The organism is Parerythrobacter lutipelagi, assembly GCF_005434975.1.
Classification (GTDB): Bacteria; Pseudomonadota; Alphaproteobacteria; order Sphingomonadales; family Sphingomonadaceae; genus Parerythrobacter_A; species Parerythrobacter_A lutipelagi.
Genome location: NZ_SKCJ01000002.1, coordinates 1,318,936 through 1,334,328 on the forward strand (window position 1 = coordinate 1,318,936; position 15,393 = coordinate 1,334,328).

The following is a 15,393-nucleotide window of genomic DNA, read 5'->3' on the forward strand; positions in this document are numbered from 1 at the left end:
ATGAGACACTTGCCTCCATCCGATCAAGCTGCAGAAGCCACTTCGCGTTTTGCGCTGAGGATCGGCGGCTGCGTCCAGGGTGTCGGGTTTCGACCTTTCGTCTATCGGTTGGCGAAGGATGAAGGTCTGGCAGGATGGGTCCGCAACACGCTTGGCGGCGTCGCGATCGAGGTTGAAGGCGAAGAGCCAGCGGTTGCCCGCTTCCTCTCCCGGATCGAGACCGAGGCACACACACCTGCAGTCGTCGAGACGGTCGCAAGTCGGGTGCTCGATCTACAGGGTGGGACGGGTTTTCAATGCCTGGCTTCGGCCGTCGAGGACGAATCTTGCGGACGAATCCTGCCCGACCTCGTGGTGTGTGATGCCTGTCGAGCCGAGATCAGCGACCCTGATAATCGCCGGTATCGCTATCCCTTCACCAGCTGCATGCATTGCGGCCCGCGCTACAGCATCATTGAGGGACTGCCGTACGATCGCGAGCGGACAGTCATGCGGCATTTCCCCATGTGTTCAGCCTGCGAGAGAGAATACCGCGACCCCGCCTCGCGCCGGTTTCACGCAGAGACCAACGCCTGTCCGGAATGCGGGCCGCAATTGACGCTTCTCGACAAGGCAGGCGGTATCATCGCCTCGCCCAAGGAAGCGTTCGAGCGCTCCGTGACTGCCATCCGGCAAGGCAGCATTGTCGCTGTAAAAGGGCTCGGCGGCTTTCAACTGCTGGTCGATGCCCGGTGTGCTGAGGCGGTTGCGACCCTGCGGGCCCGCAAGCGTCGCCCGGCCAAGCCGTTTGCAGTGATGGTGCCGGCGCTGGAGCATGTCCGGAAGATTGCACAGGTAACACAGGCCGAGGAGGATTTGCTGTGCTCTGCGTCCGGACCGATCGTCCTGCTGACGCGGCTGGCCGATGAGCCGGTCAACTTCGCGGTGAATATCGCGCCGGGAAATCCTTTTGTCGGTGTGATGATGCCGACTACCCCCCTCCACCACCTGTTGCTGCAAGCCCTTGGCTTTCCAATCGTTTGCACGAGCGGCAACCGAACTGCAGAACCGCTTGCAGCGGACGATGGGGAAGCGCTCGCCCGCCTCTCCGGTATCGCCGATCTGATCCTCACCCATGACCGCCCGATTCTGAACCGAGTGGACGATTCGGTCGTTCGCATGATTGGTGGCGAACAAGCGATCCTGCGTTGCGCGCGCGGCCTTGCACCGGTGGTTCTGGAAGCCGACAAACAGGATAAACCTGTCCTGGCTTTGGGCGGTCACCTCAAGAACAGTCTGGCGGTAGGTGTTGGCGAGCGGATCATTCTGGGGCCGCACATTGGCGACCTCGATAGCGCGGAAACACGTGCACTTTATGATGGCTCGACGGAACGGTTCGCACGGCTTCACGGAGTGCAGCCCTGCTTTGTCGCGCATGACGGCCATCCCGGATATTACTCGACCGAAATCTCCGAAACCAACGATTTACCGGCGCACAAAGTTCAGCACCATCTGGCACATGTTCTTGCCGGGATGGCCGAGCACAGGCTCGAGAGTCCCGTCCTCGGGATCGCTTGGGACGGTAGCGGTGACGGCGGCGACGGGACTATCTGGGGAAGCGAATTCCTGCTGGTCGACGGCAGCCGGTGGCGCCGCATCGCTCATATGCGCAATTTCCCGCTTCTCGGAGGGGATAGCGCTATTCGCGAGCCCCGGCGCGCGGCCATCGGCGCACTGTCACAGTGTTATGGTGACACATTCTGGAAACGGGAAGAATTACCAGCGGTCGCGTCCTTCACGCCTCCCCAGCGCGTCATCCTGCGGGAAGCTATGAAACGCAAAATCAATGCGCCGCTGACGTCGAGCGTGGGCCGAATGTTCGATGTCGTCGCCTCGGTGCTCGGGCTGCGTCACGTTTCGAGTTTCGAGGGCGAGGCGGCGATGGCAGTAGAATTTGCAGCAACTCGCTCGCGCAACCCCGCTGCGTTGCCGGCACCCTTCCTGAACCAAATCAGCGGAGCCAGACAAATTGACTGGCGGCCGATGCTGGAAGCCCTCTGCGAGTCCGTGCTGGCAGGTGTCGACACTGACGACCTTGCTGGAGGGTTTCATGTTTGGCTGAGCAAAGCGGCCTGTAGCGTCGCGCGGGGTGCCGACGTCAGGAAGGTCGTGCTGACCGGCGGTTGCTTCCAGAACGCGCTGCTTTGCGAACTGGTCGCCAGTGACCTTCGCGAAGCCGGCTTCCAGCCCTACCTGCACCGCAAGATCCCGTGCAACGATGGAGGACTTGCGGTCGGCCAGGCCGCTTTCGCCGCCTCTCCTCTGATGCAGGAGGAAAGCTGATGTGCCTCGCAATTCCCGGGCAAGTCCTATCCATAGACGCAAGCGGAACGTTGGCGCGCGAGGGGAGCGTAGCCTTCGCAGGCGTAACAAAGCGCATTTCGCTTGCCTTCGTACCGGACGCAGCCATCGGCGATTTCGTCATTGTCCATGCCGGATTTGCGATTGCGCGGCTCGACCAAGACGAAGCGGCGCGCACGCTGGCCATGCTCGAAGCGGTGCCGCCGGAGGCTCGTGCGTGAGGTACGTTGACGAATTCCGCGATCCCGATGCTGCGCGCAGGGTGGCAGACGCAATCGCTGCGACCGTGACCCGTGCCTGGACAATCATGGAGATATGCGGCGGGCAGACACATGCAATCGTTCGCTACGGAATTGATCGCATGCTTCCCGGAATGCTTTCGCTGGTGCACGGACCGGGATGTCCGGTTTGTGTCACCCCACCAGGAATTATCGACGCTGCCTGCGCCATCGCATCGCGGCCGGAAGTGACCCTCTGCACGTTCGGCGACATGTTACGCGTCCCGGGGCATGAGCAGAGCCTGCTTGCAGCTCGCACCGGCGGAGCCGACGTGCGCATGGTCTATTCACCGCTCGATGCAGTCGAGCTGGCACGCGAAAACCCGGAGCGCGAGGTCGTGTTTCTCGCCATCGGCTTCGAGACGACTGCGCCCACCTCCGCGATGGCTGTCCTGCAGGCCGAGCGGAAGGGTCTCGCCAATTTCTCGCTGCTTTCGAGCCATGTCCTGGTGCCGCCGGCAATGCGGCAATTGCTCGGCGATCCAACCAACCGGGTTCAGGGCTTTCTCGCCGCTGGCCATGTGTGCGCAGTCGCCGGATATCGTGACTATCACGCGATCGCACGGCAATTCCGTATTCCGATCGTGGTAACGGGTTTCGAACCGCTGGATATCCTGCAGGGCATCCTGCTCTGCGTGCGGCAGCTGGAAGAAAATCGCGCCGACGTAGAAAACCAGTACCGGCGAGCCGTCCGCCATGACGGAAACCGTACCGCGCGGGCGGCGGTGGGCCAGGTCTTCGAGGTACAGGGGCAAGCATGGCGCGGTATGGGCCGGATTGAGGACAGCGGCCTCGCCCTGCGGTCCCGCTTCGCACGGTTCGATGCTTTCAAGCGTTTTCCAGAGGTCCGCGTACCGACCGAACGCCAGACACCCTGCATCAGCGGCGAAGTTCTGCGTGGCGTTCGCAAACCTGATGAGTGCCCGATGTTTGGCAAGCTGTGTACGCCCGAACACCCGCTGGGGGCCACCATGGTATCCTCCGAAGGCGCCTGCGCGGCTTACTACCGCTATCGCAGGGCACCGGAGGCTGCATGACGTTCCGACCCGCCAGCTATGGTGCCTGTCCGGTCCCGGCAAATTCCGCGGATCGGATCGAGATGGCTCACGGGGGTGGAGGCAAGCTCACCCAGCGTCTGATCGACACGGTGTTCAAGCCCGCCTTTGCATTCTCTGAAGAGGATTTGACCGGCGATTCAGCCGCGATCGGCCGCTCGGGCTCCGAACTGGCTTTCACGACCGATGCCTATGTGGTGCAGCCTTTGTTTTTTCCCGGCGGCAATATTGGATCGCTGGCGATCTTCGGCACGGTCAACGATCTTGCCATGAGCGGCGCACGCCCGCTGGCAGTAAGCGCGGCTTTCGTGATCGAAGAGGGGTTCGCCTTGGCTGACCTCATTCGGATCGTGGAAACGATGAGAGATGCCGCTGCACAGGCGGGCGTACGCGTGGTTGCAGGCGACACCAAGGTTGTCGAGCGCGGCAAGGCAGACGGCGTTTACATTGCCACATCGGGGGTCGGCGAAATTGGATCGCGCACGCCGATCCGCCCACAAGCTGTGCGCGCCGGGGACCCTGTCATCGTCAGCGGGGATATCGGCCGCCATGGTATGGCGGTGATGGCCGCACGCGAAAGCCTCGGGTTCGAGCCCCCGATCGAAAGCGATTGCGCCCCGCTTTTCGGGCCGGTCTCGGCGCTCATTGATGGCGGTATTGAATTGCATTGCTTGCGCGATTGCACGCGCGGCGGGTTGGCGACGGCGCTGATCGAAATCGCGCGCTGCGCCGATGTGACGATTGCGATCAAGCAGGCGAAGATACGCATTTCGGATCCAGTTCGTGGTGCCTGCGAAATCCTTGGTATCGATCCGCTCTACGTGGCGAATGAAGGCCGCTTCACCGCAATTGTGGCTGGTGGCGATGCTGACCGGGCTCTCACCATTCTGCAGCGGCACGACAAGGCGGCGGCGATCATCGGCGTTGTGTGCGAACGGGAAGGAAGAACGGATGCGAAGATAGAAACTATCGGCACCACCCGTGCGCTCGATTTGCAGACTGGCGAACAACTGCCGCGCATCTGCTGAGGCGCTAAGGGCCGGTCTGGTCAGGTAACCACATATCGCGCAAGAAATCTCATCTGGGATTGCCGATATCGATACGCTCGAGGTGTTCGGGTACGCGTACGTCCCAGCCCAGTTCATGTTCGATGCGGAAGCGCAAGGCATCGGCGGCGTCGGGCTCGCCATGCGTTACATAAGTCATTCGGGGCGGGCGCGCGCCGCCCATCCAGTCAAGCAGTTCGTCGGCATCGGCATGTCCAGACAGCCCTTCCAGCTGGATGACTTCGGCGCGGATTGGGCGATCCTCTCCAAAAATCCTTAGATTGCGCGCGCCCTCCGCCAGCGCGGCACCGCGCGTACCACCAGCTTGAAAACCGGACAGCACAATCGCGTTTCTCGCATCCTGCCCGAAGTTGATGACGTGATGGAGGATCCTGCCACCAGACAACATCCCGCTCGCGGAAATGATGATCTTGGGTTCGGTATTCTTGTTCAGCGCGATGGATTCTTCAACGCTTCGGACGCGGATCGCCAACTCGAACATCGCCCGGCACTCTGCGCGGCTGATCCGGTGTTCAGAGTGATGGCGGCTGTAGATCGCCGTCGCATTCACCCCCATCGGCGTGTTGAGATAGACCGGCACATCGGGGATCGTGCCGTTCGCCTTGAGCCGGGAGATCAACAGCATAACGCCTTGAATGCGGCCCACCGCAAAGGCGGGGACGAGGATGGTCCCGCCTCTCCCGATAACTCGATTGATGACTTCGGCCATTTCGGCTTCGGGATCGCTGTCGGGGTGGCTTCGGTTGCCATATGTGGATTCGACGACAAGGATATCGGCACCGGCGAAAGGCGCAGCTTCGCGGACGATCAAATCCTTCGCCCGCCCCAGATCGCCGCTGAAATGAATCGTTCGCCCTGCGATAGTCAGCCGCACCGATGCTGCACCAAGAAGATGTCCGGCCGGTACGAACCGGGCGGAAATGTCATCACCAAGGTGAATTGCCTCTTCGAAAGGGACAGGTTCGAAGCGGTCGAGCGCGGCGGCGGCATCTTCCACTGTATAGAGCGGCAGGGGCTCGCGATGCTTGGAATAGGCTTTGCGGCGGGCATAGCGGGCCTCTTCCTCCTGCAAATGACCACTGTCCGGCAGCAAGAGTTCGCATAGCTCCAGCGTCGATGCGGTAGCATGAATAACGCCGCGAAACCCGTGCTTGACCAGACCGGGAAGATAGCCCGAATGATCGAGGTGTGCATGAGTCAGGAGGACGTCTGAGATTGTTTCCGGTGAAACAGGAAACGGGTTCCAGTTCCTGAGCCGCAATTGCTTGAAGCCTTGGAAAAGCCCGCAGTCGACCAGTATCCGTCGCTTTCCGGCTTCGATCAGGTAACGCGATCCGGTCACAGTCCCCGTCGCCCCGAGAAAGCTGAGTGATGGCACATCTGCTAAGGGCATTAGTGTCATCTCCCTTTTGTCATAACCCACTCAGCAGTTTCACCCGACCGATTTGAATCGCGGCCATCAGAGTGCTCCGCAAGAAAGCCATCCCAACCTTAGAACGGACGGCGGGGCGATGCCGTACGCTTCAGATCTGGCCCAAAACAGCTCGAGCAATCACCATCGCTGGGTAGTCCGTGGGCAAAAACCCGGAACTTTACGTAGCTCATTGAAAATCCGCGATGGTCACGAAGGATTAGGTGAGTGCCTGAAACCGCGGCACCGGAAGTTGAACTCAGTCTCTGACGCGAGACTTATATCTGCACACCAACCCATTCTTCGATTGATTGGCTTCCCGTTCGGTCGGACCCGTCGCTTCCGAGCCCTCTCGCCAAATCGGGTTTGACATTTCAGTTGGGAATGCTGCGATACTGCCGCTTTTGCGCTTGGCGGAAATGCCGCCAAAGTCCTTTCAGAAAGGCTCCGGCTTCAGGCTGACACTGGCCGGACCCAAACAGGCCGGCGTTGAAACGCCATTCCAAGTAGAATTGGAAACTTGTGGAATAATGCGGACCAATGGGAATGCGAGAGCAACATGGCGGGCATCGATCTTGGTAGCGGAGGAGGGAAATATAGAGAGCATATAACGTGCTGATTTACCTAATAAACTTTTTGAGTCGTCTTGCAAATACCCCCATCAATACCCCCAAAATCGGACAGATGAGATAAAGCGCCTTTGGCAAACGACGACTTGTTATTCGTAGTGACTGGTAAAACGAGCGTCGGCCGTTTTTGGGCCGATCAGAAGGCGAAACGCCAGGTCACGATCCATCCGCCTGATCGGACATCGAGGGCATGTCATGGTCGGGCATGGATGGCATATAGTGGCCCGCATGAGGATCGGGTGTGTTGCTAGGCTGGGCATTCACCGGCGGGGGAGTGGCCGCAGGGGACGACGCTACTACCGGAGTGCTCGCCGGTCGGTCTGGTTGCCTACCGGCAGTCGCAGCTTCACCCGACCGGTTCGTGTTGGCCTCTCCAGCGGGAGAGGCAGCGTTGTCTCTTTCGCCTTCGCCAGCACCTGTGCTCTCGGTCGGCGGGGCCGTATACAGTGGCAAGGCTTCAGCTTCTGATGAAGTGTCCTGCGTCTGATCACAGGCAGCGAGCCCTAGCCCCAATGCCGCCGCAGAAAGGGGGGCAACAAACGCGTTCCGATTTGATCTGCGCATCATCCTATCCTTCAAAGCCAGGAGATACCAAGATGATTGGCACCGTGCGCAAGCTCGCCGCCCAGAAAGCCCTGCACCAGCACGAGAGCGGCCATGGCAAAGATTGCGGCGCGAAGCGGGGTCCTGCTCGCGGAAGCACGGCTCGCCAGATAGGCCATCGCCAGACCGAGGACGGCGATCAGCATTCCGTTCCAGCGATGAACCTGCATCGCGGTATCTCCGCCGAACCATAGACCGGTATGGATCCAACCGAATATGGCCGCCGCGACCGCCCCGGCGGCACCGCCATAAACAAGTACGCGCACTGCCGGCTCTAGGCCTGTGCCCTTCCGTGCGATGATGAATAGCTCGGTGAGAGCTGCCATAAAGAACAAGGCGATCGGAAAGTGTACGGTGGCGGGATGCAGCGATTTGAGCACACCGACCACGCCCTTGTCGCCTTCGCCTGCATCCTGTCCATTCGCCCCGTCATGATCAGCAGCCGTATCGCCGTGCCCCTGCGCAGACTGGATATCTTCTGACGCCGCATCGGAGACGACAGCACTGGCCGCTTCACCATGTTCTTCGTCGCCATGGGCCTGGGCCGGACTTATCCAGAGCAGACTGGCGGCCACAATAGCCATGAATTGGATTGGTTTCATTCTCTACGGACTCCGGTCTTGGCGACAGTCGTGCGACCTATTGTGTCGGCAATGCTCTGCGAACCCTCATCTCTTACCTTGATAGAGCGCGGCGAACGACGGCGCGTGAGGGTTCAAATTTGACTCACGCGATGGGTTGGGTCTCTTGCCTTGCACAGCGCTTTGGTGAGGGTGGCCAGCCTCAGGCACAAAACGAAAGCCCGGCCACCATCTCCTAATCGTCTTGCGGCATGTTCTGGTGAGCCGCCATCTGCTCCATCATGTCGTGCATCATCATCATGCGCTGGTGACAGGCCGCCATCATATCGGCGTTGTCCCCCTGCATCATGCCCGTCATGTGTTCCTGCATCGCTGTGCGGTGCTCGGCCATAAGCCTTTGGCGTTCGGCAGGATCGCTCGCCGCGTGGGCCTGCTGCATCAGCGCGCGCATTTCTGCCATCTTCTCGCGATGGGCCGCCATAGCGTCGGAATCCTGCATCATGTGGCCAGCGTGATCCTGCTGCTGTGCCGCAGCTTGAGCTCCGTGGTCATGCTGTTGCTGGGCCATCGCCGGAGTGGCTGTCAGGCCAGTGGCGAGTATGAGAGCTAGAACTGTCCGTTTCATAATCGATTTCCTTTCGTCGGTCATGCGATGGGTGCTGTGCGCATTCATTCTCTTTACGCAGCCGGTAGCTCCTCCCCTCAAACAATTACCGCGCCCACCGGAGACGGCTGAGCCGATCGCACAGCCGGTTGCAGGAATGGTGTTTTTCGGTCACCCTTTTTGACCGAAGCCTGTAGAGATGAATGGGACAGATCATGGTGACAACAGAGCCGTCGGAGAAGCAGTCGTGAGCACGGTCAATGAGAACGGCAGCTGGGATATCCCGGAGCCCGATCATGCCGAACTGGTGCAAATGCGCATTCGCCTCATAACTCTCGAGAACATAGTTCTCGGCCTTTTGTCCGGGGCGAGCGATGAACAGATCGAACAGATCAGGAAACGAGCGGACATGATCGAACCGCGCCCTGAGGCGAGCCGACATCCGCTTACCGAACTGGCAGCAGGTGACATGCGGAAATTTCTCGAACGCGCTGCTCGCATGGCCAAGACCGAGAGCCGCGAAGACCGTGACTGATTCACGCTTCGGGGCGCCAAGGACTCTGTCCGGGACCTGGAAATCCGGACGATCGCTATTTGCTTGCGCAGATTTTTCGGGCGTACCTGCAGCATGACCAGAACCCATTGGCTGATCTTTTTTTGTGGAAGCCTGATCGCGTTCGTCTGGGAGATTTTCCAGATGCCGTTTTTCAAGCCGGGAAATCTCGAGCCTTATGAGCAGACCATTCGCTGCGGCATTGCAAGCCTGGGCGATGGCGTGATCCTGCTGACAGCGTATAGCCTTGCAGCATTGCGCGGCGGGCGCGCGTGGCCCTGGCAAGCCGCCAAAATGCCCTATGCGGTCTATTTCGGTTTCGGGCTTGTCGTCGCCATCGCCGTTGAAATGATCGCTACTTCGCTTCCGGCAGAAAGCTTCCTGAGCTGGCGCTACAGCGATTTGATGCCGCAGGAGCCAATCACGGGTCTGGCGCTGATTCCGATCGCGATGTGGACGATCGTGCCGGCGCTCACGATCCTTCTGGTCCGCTTTGCCCGAGCCGAACCTGATTAAACTGGGAGCGGCTTCAGGGGGCATTCGGCACATGTTTCGCCCGCCGCCTGATCCAAGGGAACCGGTTGGCAAGCAAGACAAAGCCCGAAACCGCGATGATTGTCCCGCCGATCCCGAACAACAGCAGCCACCAGCTGTTGATCCGGTCGCGCTGCGTCCAGTCCATAATATGCAGCCCCCAGACAAAGTCGAACAAGCGCCAGGTGTCGCTGCGGGCAGCGAGCACCGAGCCGCTGGATGCATCGATGTAGACGCGGGTATTATCCTCATCGCCGTAAGTGATCTGCCACGCCGGGAACGGACCCCGGAATTCGGTCCCGACAGCGTCTTCGATGAGGCGTGTGGTCGCTACGGTGGTCGGTGGCCCGGTCCAGGCACGTCGGGCGATGGCCCGTGCGCTCGCGGCGGGAAGGGGCGAGATGAGCATGCCGCTATCCGGGTCGCGGAGCGTGACGCTTCCATCGTCCCGGCGGACCTCGGTTACGGCCCTGCCGGCGACCGCGCGCGTCGCAAGGGAAACCACCCCCTCTCTGCTATCGAGCCATTCTGGCATGACAGCATCGGCGGGCAGAACCTCCGGCGCGCGCGAAACGACATGTTCGGACCGAACCTCTTCGATGTCGAGGAACGACATCAGCGCCCCGGTGATCATCCACAGTAGCACCTGGACGCCGACAAAGACTGCCAGCCATTTGTGAAGCTTGCTGCCCAGCACATGAAGACGCAGCTTGAAAGAGCGTGTCGCCAATCGGTGTTCCCCCGATCAGATCAGTTATTACGCGGTGCGCGTGACGATGAATGGTACTGAACGATCTTCCAGCCATCTGCATCATGGGCGAGGACCGAGGTCGCAACCCCTTCGCGGTCGATTACGCGACCGTCGGCCAGTTCGATCCGATAGGTGTACGTTTCGCGGCCATACGCCATATGTCCCATCCGGGTGACTGCGAGCGTCGGTTCGCCGAAGGTGAAGCTGGTTATTGCATCGAGTTCCGGTCCCAGGTGATGCTCCATGTAATGCGTGAAGCTGCCTTCCGCCTTGCCGTTTTCGTAAATGAAGGATTCCTGGGCAAACAGCGCAGCCATGGCCTCTGCATCGCGCGACGTCAGGGCATCGCGATATGATGTCAGAATTGCTTCTGCCCCAGCAACGTCATCGTTCATCGCAGCCATATGCTCGGCATGGTTCATGCCCTGCTCCGTATGATCCATCGGCGTTGATACCGAATGTTCCGAATGCGCCGAATGGTCCATGGATTGTGCCAGGGCGGGAGTGCCGCCTGCAGCCAAGGCCAGGGCGACCGCGCTTAGAGATAGTCTTATCCTCATTGGATATTTCCTTCCTTTAAAACCAGAATCGCAAGCCCACGACGTAATTCGTCACGCTCGCGTCTTCCCCTGCGGCGCGTGCAAAATCGGCGCTTTGTCCAATCCGCCATTCCTGGGAAACGCCGACATAAGGCGCGAATTCGCGTGCGAACTCGTAGCGAAGACGCAGACCTGCCTCGATCCGGTCGAGACCTGAGCCGATACCCAGTTCAGGAATATCCTGCGCCGAAAGAGCGATTTCGGCACGCGGCTGAAGGATCAGCCGCTGCGTGATGCGCTGATCAAGCTCGCCCTCAAAGCGCGCCGTTACATCGCCCTTGCTCGATACGAACGCCGCGACGTCGATCTCGAACTGGTAAGGGGCAATGCCCTGGACACCGATGACCGCATGGGTGCGCTCGGGCCCCGTCAGATCCTGACGGACACCGGCTTGGAAATCGAAGAAGGGTGCGATGGCGCGGCTCCAGAGCGCCTGGACCTCGGCGCCCTCGACGGGCTCACCGAAGCTGCCTTCACCCTCGGATTTGAACCAGAACTTGTCGATATCACCGCCATAATATCCCTGGATATCCCAAAGATATCCATCAGCTCCTTCGCGTGCGCGATACTCAAGGCGGTCGCCCTGAAACCAGAAGCGCATCCCGCCGTCGGTCTCACGGACAAGTTCGCGCCGCGCTTCGTTCATGGCTTCCTCGCCCCAGATCGCAACCGCCGCGCGCGCGGGACCGCTCCCAGCTTCGGGAGGAGGCGGCAGCAGCGGGATATCGTCGTTCGAGCCCATCTGCATCGCCGAATGGTCCATGCCCTGCATGTCCTGCGATCCCATCTGCCCATGGTTCATCTGGCTGTGATCCATCTGCCCATGGTCCATCGACGAGCTGCTGGCTTCCGCCTGCCCCATGTCGCCGCGGTTCATTTGCGAATGATCCATCGCGCCTTCGTCAGGCCTGCCCTGCGGCATCGAACCATGATCCATCGTCGAATGGTCCATCGCAACTTCAGGCTGGGCAGCGGGGCCGCAAGCCCCCTCTGCTACCGGATGCCCCATCGCGCGATGGCGCTCGGCTGCCGCCTCGCACTTTGTTTTGGCGTCAGCCTGCGCCTCGGCGCTCTGCTGCGGTTCCACTGGCGAGTGACCCGCATGCTGCGCCGCGGCGGGGGAGGCGAGAACCGAACCCGCGGCGGCCGAGGCAAGCAGGCTGATGATAGATATCTTCATGCGCCCTCTCCGGCAGGATTGGCAACCGTGACGATCTGAAACATCCCGGCATGCATGTGATAGAGAAGGTGGCAGTGGAAGGCCCAGTCGCCCGGCTCGTCCGCCGTCAGGTCGAACTGCGCGCTGCCACCCGGTTGCAGGATAACCGTGTGCTTCAGTGGTTGACGGTTTGGAGGTGCACCGTTGACCAGCTCGAAGAAGTGTCCGTGCAGATGGATCGGGTGTGCCATCATCGTGTCATTGATCAGCTTTACCCGCACGCGTTCATTATAGGCAAAGCGGATCGGCTCCTCGGAGACGGCGGAGAATTTCTTGCCGTCGAACGACCACATGTAGCGTTCCATGTTCCCGGTAAGATGGATTTCCATCCGGCGCGAAGGGCTTCGCGAGTCCTTGTTTGGTGTCAGCGCGCGCAGCTTGCGATAGTCGAGGGTACGGTGCGGGACATCGGCAAGGCCAATCCCGGGATCGCCCATCCGGTCGACCGGGTTCATCGACACCATGTCGATGCCCGGTCCGACCTTCACATCGGGAGGCAATAGCGAGGTATCGCGCATCTGCATGCCTCCCGCCATGCCAGCCATTCCGGTCATCTCCGCCGAACCGCCATCCATACCGGACATCCCGTCCGCGCCAGCCGCTCCGCTCGATCCGTGATCCATTCCGGCCATCCCGCCAGCGCCATGGTCCATGCCGGCCATACCAGCATCGCCGCCGGAGCCATGGTCCATACCGCTCATGCCCATATCGGCCATAGTGAGCAGCGGGGGATCGCGCAGCGGCGGGATGGCCGCACGCGCGCCGGGCGTGCTCGCCAGCGTTGCGATGCCCATACCTGACCGATCCATCGACTCCGCCATCAGCGTGTAAGCCTGCTGCTCACCCGGCGTCACCACGACGTCGTAGGTTTCCGCGACGCCGATCTGGAACTCGTCCACTTCGACCGGCTCGACGTTCTGCCCGTCGGCTTGAACCACGGTCATCGGCAGGCCGGGAATGCGAATATTGAAAAATGTCATGGCGCCGGCATTGATGAACCGAAGCCGCACACGCTCGCCCGGACGGAAAAGATATTCCAGATTGTCGAGCGGTCCATGACCGTTCAGCAGATATGTATAAGTTGCGCTCGACACATCGAGGATGTCGGTTGGCATCATGCGCATTCTGGCCCACATCCGGCGATCCTCGCCCGAGAGCGGATAGTCGTCGGTCCAGGTATTCTGGTTGTAGTTGAAGTAGCCTTCGCCCTTCTTGAGCTTGTCGAATATCGTGTGGGGCGACATTTCGCTGAACTCGCTCAGCACCACGATATATTCGCGGTCGGCCTGCACCGGATCGGGACCTGCGGGATCGACCACGATCGGACCATAATGACCGGCCTGTTCCTGCAGCCCGCTATGCGAATGCCACCAATAGGTGCCTGCCTGCCGCACGGGAAATTCCGCTGTGAAGGTCTCGCCCGGCTTCACGCCGGGAAAACTTACGCCCGGCACGCCATCGAGCTGGAACGGCACGAGCAGGCCATGCCAGTGGATCGAGGTGTCTTCCTCAAGCTGGTTATGGACGTTGAGGCGGACGGTGGTCCCTTCGCGCAGGCGAAGGAGTGGCCCAGGGATGCTGCCATTGACGGCAATCGCGCCGCCACGCCTGTTGCCGGTGGAGAAAGCCGAGCGCGCAACCGTCAGATCGATATTCGGTCCGGTCGCCTCATCGATACCTCGCCGGGCGGCCCCGGAGAGCAGATCTCCGCCTCGCGCCCAAGCGGGAACGGCACCGCCCAGGCCAAGCAGGCCCAGCCCGCTGGCACTTGTTCCAAGAAATTTTCGGCGATTGACGGCAGGCATAGGGGGCTCCTGAGAAGGCATATACCGTCACTTACGCGGCCACCTGCGCTACCCCTCAAAGTTTTCGAACCGCTCCTTCAGCCGGTTGCGCGCACGATAGATGCGCGTCTCGACAGCTTTCTCCGTGGTGCCGAGCAGCTCGGCAGCCTCGGCCTGGCTGTATCCCTCGACAGTGACCAGCACGAGCGCCTCTTGCAGCCGCACCGGCAAGCGCCCGATTTCGGCCTGGACCAGCCGCAGCTGTTCGCGGGCTCCGGCAACATTTTCGGGATTGGGGGCATCGTCGGCAACGGCGTCGGCTTCCCGCCCGTCCGGCAAACTAAGGAAGCCCGCAACTTTCCTCCGGCGGAGCCTGTCGCGGCACCGGTTGAGAACGATTGTCGTCAAATAAGGACCGATGGGCTTGCTCGGATCGAGGCGATGCCGTGTCAGCCAGACCGAAGCGAGACTGTCCTGGACGACATCTTGGGCCCGCGAGGGTGAACCCAGCATACGCGTGGCGAGCGCAATCAACCTAGCGATCTCATGCTCGACCAGAGCTGTGAACGCCCGCTTGTCACCGGCTATCGCCCGCCCGATCAGAGCTTCGTTCGAAGTGTCATCCACCACTGCCAAGGCTGATCAGTCACGCGGATCGCGCGTGAGGGCCGCGGACACTTTCCGGTCGAACTGAAGCTGCTGATCGGGATCGAGAATTTCCCGCATGTCGAAGACGTGGCGCACGGTCGCTTTTTGCAAATCGCCCATGCGCGCATGCACCTCGTCGATCGCGGCACTGACTTCGGGCCCGTATTCGTGCTCGGTTTCCATTGCCTGGGCGAGCTGGGCGTTGGCTGCGCGCGCAGAGGCTTCGAGCCTTGCCTGTTCTACCGCGAAACGCGCTTCGAGCGCGTCGAGCCGCTGCTCCTGATCAGCCGTGAGCGAGAGTTCATCGTGCACGAACTGGTGCAGGCTACCCTCGGCATCGTTGTTGGACCAGCGATCGGCGGCAAGCGCTCCGAGGCATCCGGCGAGCGCCGCCAGCAGGACCGCGAGGACAAGGTGAAACTTCTTCAACGCCTATGACCCCACATGAAGCAAAGCAGCGGGCGACAGGGATTCTCCGCCAACGAGGCTCTCGCCAACAATTTCTGTAGGAGCGCCATATTCGGACGGCCATCCGCTGGTCCCTGCGCCTGCCGCCAGGCCGACGACAAACAGACCGGCGAACAAGGCCATTCTGCGTCGCTGATCGGCAATTTCGCCAAGCTGTCCTGCGCGCTGCCAGACGCCGTTCATGAAGTCGGGCGGCACGTCGCCAGCCTCCTGCGACGCCATCGTGCCGAGCATCGCATCGAGTGTCTGATTATCACGCATCCCTTGCT

At 60.9% G+C, this 15,393-nt stretch carries 16 protein-coding genes; 6 read left to right on the forward strand and 10 right to left on the reverse strand.

What is annotated here, in order from left to right:
- Genes hypF through hypE form a run of 4 tightly spaced genes read left to right on the forward strand, consistent with a single transcriptional unit; the run spans nucleotide 1 to nucleotide 4,701 of the window.
- Nucleotides 1-2,322, forward strand: a complete 2,322-nt coding sequence (gene hypF / locus E0502_RS14640) for a carbamoyltransferase HypF (RefSeq protein WP_137678708.1) — start codon at nucleotides 1-3, stop codon at nucleotides 2,320-2,322.
- On the forward strand, nucleotides 2,322-2,561 hold the full coding sequence (locus E0502_RS14645) for a HypC/HybG/HupF family hydrogenase formation chaperone (protein ID WP_137678709.1): 240 nt from the start codon (nucleotides 2,322-2,324) through the stop codon (nucleotides 2,559-2,561). The genes hypF and E0502_RS14645 overlap by 1 nt, the downstream gene beginning before the upstream one ends.
- Nucleotides 2,558-3,655 (forward strand): hydrogenase formation protein HypD, encoded by a 1,098-nt coding sequence (gene hypD / locus E0502_RS14650; protein WP_137678710.1) that lies wholly within the window; start codon nucleotides 2,558-2,560, stop codon nucleotides 3,653-3,655. Before E0502_RS14645 ends, hypD begins: the two co-directional genes overlap by 4 nt.
- Complete coding sequence (gene hypE / locus E0502_RS14655) at nucleotides 3,652-4,701, forward strand: hydrogenase expression/formation protein HypE (RefSeq protein ID WP_137678711.1); 1,050 nt, start codon at nucleotides 3,652-3,654, stop codon at nucleotides 4,699-4,701. The genes hypD and hypE overlap by 4 nt, the downstream gene beginning before the upstream one ends.
- Before the next feature lie 49 nt (nucleotides 4,702-4,750).
- Here the strand turns inward: hypE and E0502_RS14660 are convergent, their stop codons facing one another.
- From E0502_RS14660 to E0502_RS14670, 3 genes are all read right to left on the reverse strand, one after another.
- Nucleotides 4,751-6,133, reverse strand: a complete 1,383-nt coding sequence (locus E0502_RS14660) for an MBL fold metallo-hydrolase RNA specificity domain-containing protein (RefSeq protein WP_204517976.1) — start codon at nucleotides 6,131-6,133, stop codon at nucleotides 4,751-4,753.
- 1,222 nt (nucleotides 6,134-7,355) lie between these two features.
- Nucleotides 7,356-7,985: a DUF2231 domain-containing protein gene (locus tag E0502_RS14665; RefSeq protein WP_137678713.1), complete on the reverse strand. Its 630-nt coding sequence runs from the start codon at nucleotides 7,983-7,985 to the stop codon at nucleotides 7,356-7,358.
- A gap of 214 nt (nucleotides 7,986-8,199) precedes the next feature.
- Entirely contained in the window at nucleotides 8,200-8,589 is a 390-nt protein-coding gene (locus E0502_RS14670) for a hypothetical protein (protein ID WP_240049140.1), read from the reverse strand.
- Nucleotides 8,590-8,815: 226 nt separating this feature from the next.
- On the opposite strand from E0502_RS14670, the gene E0502_RS14675 reads away from it, so the two are divergent.
- Both E0502_RS14675 and E0502_RS14680 read left to right on the forward strand, forming a co-directional pair.
- Complete coding sequence (locus tag E0502_RS14675; protein ID WP_011413855.1) at nucleotides 8,816-9,103, forward strand: hypothetical protein; 288 nt, start codon at nucleotides 8,816-8,818, stop codon at nucleotides 9,101-9,103.
- Between the two features lie 93 nt (nucleotides 9,104-9,196).
- Entirely contained in the window at nucleotides 9,197-9,637 is a 441-nt protein-coding gene (locus tag E0502_RS14680) for a hypothetical protein (RefSeq protein WP_137678716.1), read from the forward strand.
- Nucleotides 9,638-9,650: 13 nt separating this feature from the next.
- On the opposite strand, the gene E0502_RS14685 is transcribed toward E0502_RS14680, so the two are convergent.
- Genes E0502_RS14685 through E0502_RS14715 form a run of 7 tightly spaced genes read right to left on the reverse strand, consistent with a single transcriptional unit; the run spans nucleotide 9,651 to nucleotide 15,385 of the window.
- Nucleotides 9,651-10,385, reverse strand: a complete 735-nt coding sequence (locus E0502_RS14685; RefSeq protein ID WP_240049141.1) for a PepSY domain-containing protein — start codon at nucleotides 10,383-10,385, stop codon at nucleotides 9,651-9,653.
- A gap of 20 nt (nucleotides 10,386-10,405) precedes the next feature.
- Entirely contained in the window at nucleotides 10,406-10,966 is a 561-nt protein-coding gene (locus E0502_RS14690; protein WP_240049143.1) for a YybH family protein, read from the reverse strand.
- Between the two features lie 16 nt (nucleotides 10,967-10,982).
- Nucleotides 10,983-12,185 carry a copper resistance protein B gene (locus E0502_RS14695; protein ID WP_137678717.1) on the reverse strand — a complete coding sequence of 401 codons (1,203 nt, stop codon included), beginning with the start codon at nucleotides 12,183-12,185 and terminating at the stop codon, nucleotides 10,983-10,985.
- Nucleotides 12,182-14,029: a copper resistance system multicopper oxidase gene (locus tag E0502_RS14700; protein WP_010412790.1), complete on the reverse strand. Its 1,848-nt coding sequence runs from the start codon at nucleotides 14,027-14,029 to the stop codon at nucleotides 12,182-12,184. The genes E0502_RS14695 and E0502_RS14700 overlap by 4 nt, the downstream gene beginning before the upstream one ends.
- Nucleotides 14,030-14,077: 48 nt before the next feature.
- Complete coding sequence (locus E0502_RS14705; RefSeq protein WP_373288747.1) at nucleotides 14,078-14,638, reverse strand: RNA polymerase sigma factor; 561 nt, start codon at nucleotides 14,636-14,638, stop codon at nucleotides 14,078-14,080.
- Nucleotides 14,639-14,650: 12 nt separating this feature from the next.
- A complete protein-coding gene (locus E0502_RS14710; protein ID WP_010412783.1) occupies nucleotides 14,651-15,085 on the reverse strand; it encodes a periplasmic heavy metal sensor in 435 nt (144 codons plus the stop codon).
- Nucleotides 15,086-15,088: 3 nt separating this feature from the next.
- The gene (locus E0502_RS14715; protein WP_029140031.1) at nucleotides 15,089-15,385 is read right to left on the reverse strand and encodes a hypothetical protein; all 297 of its coding nucleotides are present in this window, start codon (nucleotides 15,383-15,385) and stop codon (nucleotides 15,089-15,091) included.
- Nucleotides 15,386-15,393 lie beyond the last annotated feature (8 nt).

Coding starts and splice junctions, on each gene's coding strand:
- hypF (WP_137678708.1), top strand. CDS start 1: ATGAGACACTTGCCTCCATCCGATCAAGCTGCAGAAGCCACTTCGCGT.
- E0502_RS14645 (WP_137678709.1), top strand. CDS start 2,322: ATGTGCCTCGCAATTCCCGGGCAAGTCCTATCCATAGACGCAAGCGGA.
- hypE (WP_137678711.1), top strand. CDS start 3,652: ATGACGTTCCGACCCGCCAGCTATGGTGCCTGTCCGGTCCCGGCAAAT.
- E0502_RS14660 (WP_204517976.1), bottom strand. CDS start 6,133: ATGCCCTTAGCAGATGTGCCATCACTCAGCTTTCTCGGGGCGACGGGG.
- E0502_RS14665 (WP_137678713.1), bottom strand. CDS start 7,985: ATGAAACCAATCCAATTCATGGCTATTGTGGCCGCCAGTCTGCTCTGG.
- E0502_RS14670 (WP_240049140.1), bottom strand. CDS start 8,589: ATGAAACGGACAGTTCTAGCTCTCATACTCGCCACTGGCCTGACAGCC.
- E0502_RS14680 (WP_137678716.1), top strand. CDS start 9,197: ATGACCAGAACCCATTGGCTGATCTTTTTTTGTGGAAGCCTGATCGCG.
- E0502_RS14690 (WP_240049143.1), bottom strand. CDS start 10,966: ATGAGGATAAGACTATCTCTAAGCGCGGTCGCCCTGGCCTTGGCTGCA.
- E0502_RS14695 (WP_137678717.1), bottom strand. CDS start 12,185: ATGAAGATATCTATCATCAGCCTGCTTGCCTCGGCCGCCGCGGGTTCG.
- E0502_RS14700 (WP_010412790.1), bottom strand. CDS start 14,029: ATGCCTGCCGTCAATCGCCGAAAATTTCTTGGAACAAGTGCCAGCGGG.
- E0502_RS14715 (WP_029140031.1), bottom strand. CDS start 15,385: ATGCGTGATAATCAGACACTCGATGCGATGCTCGGCACGATGGCGTCG.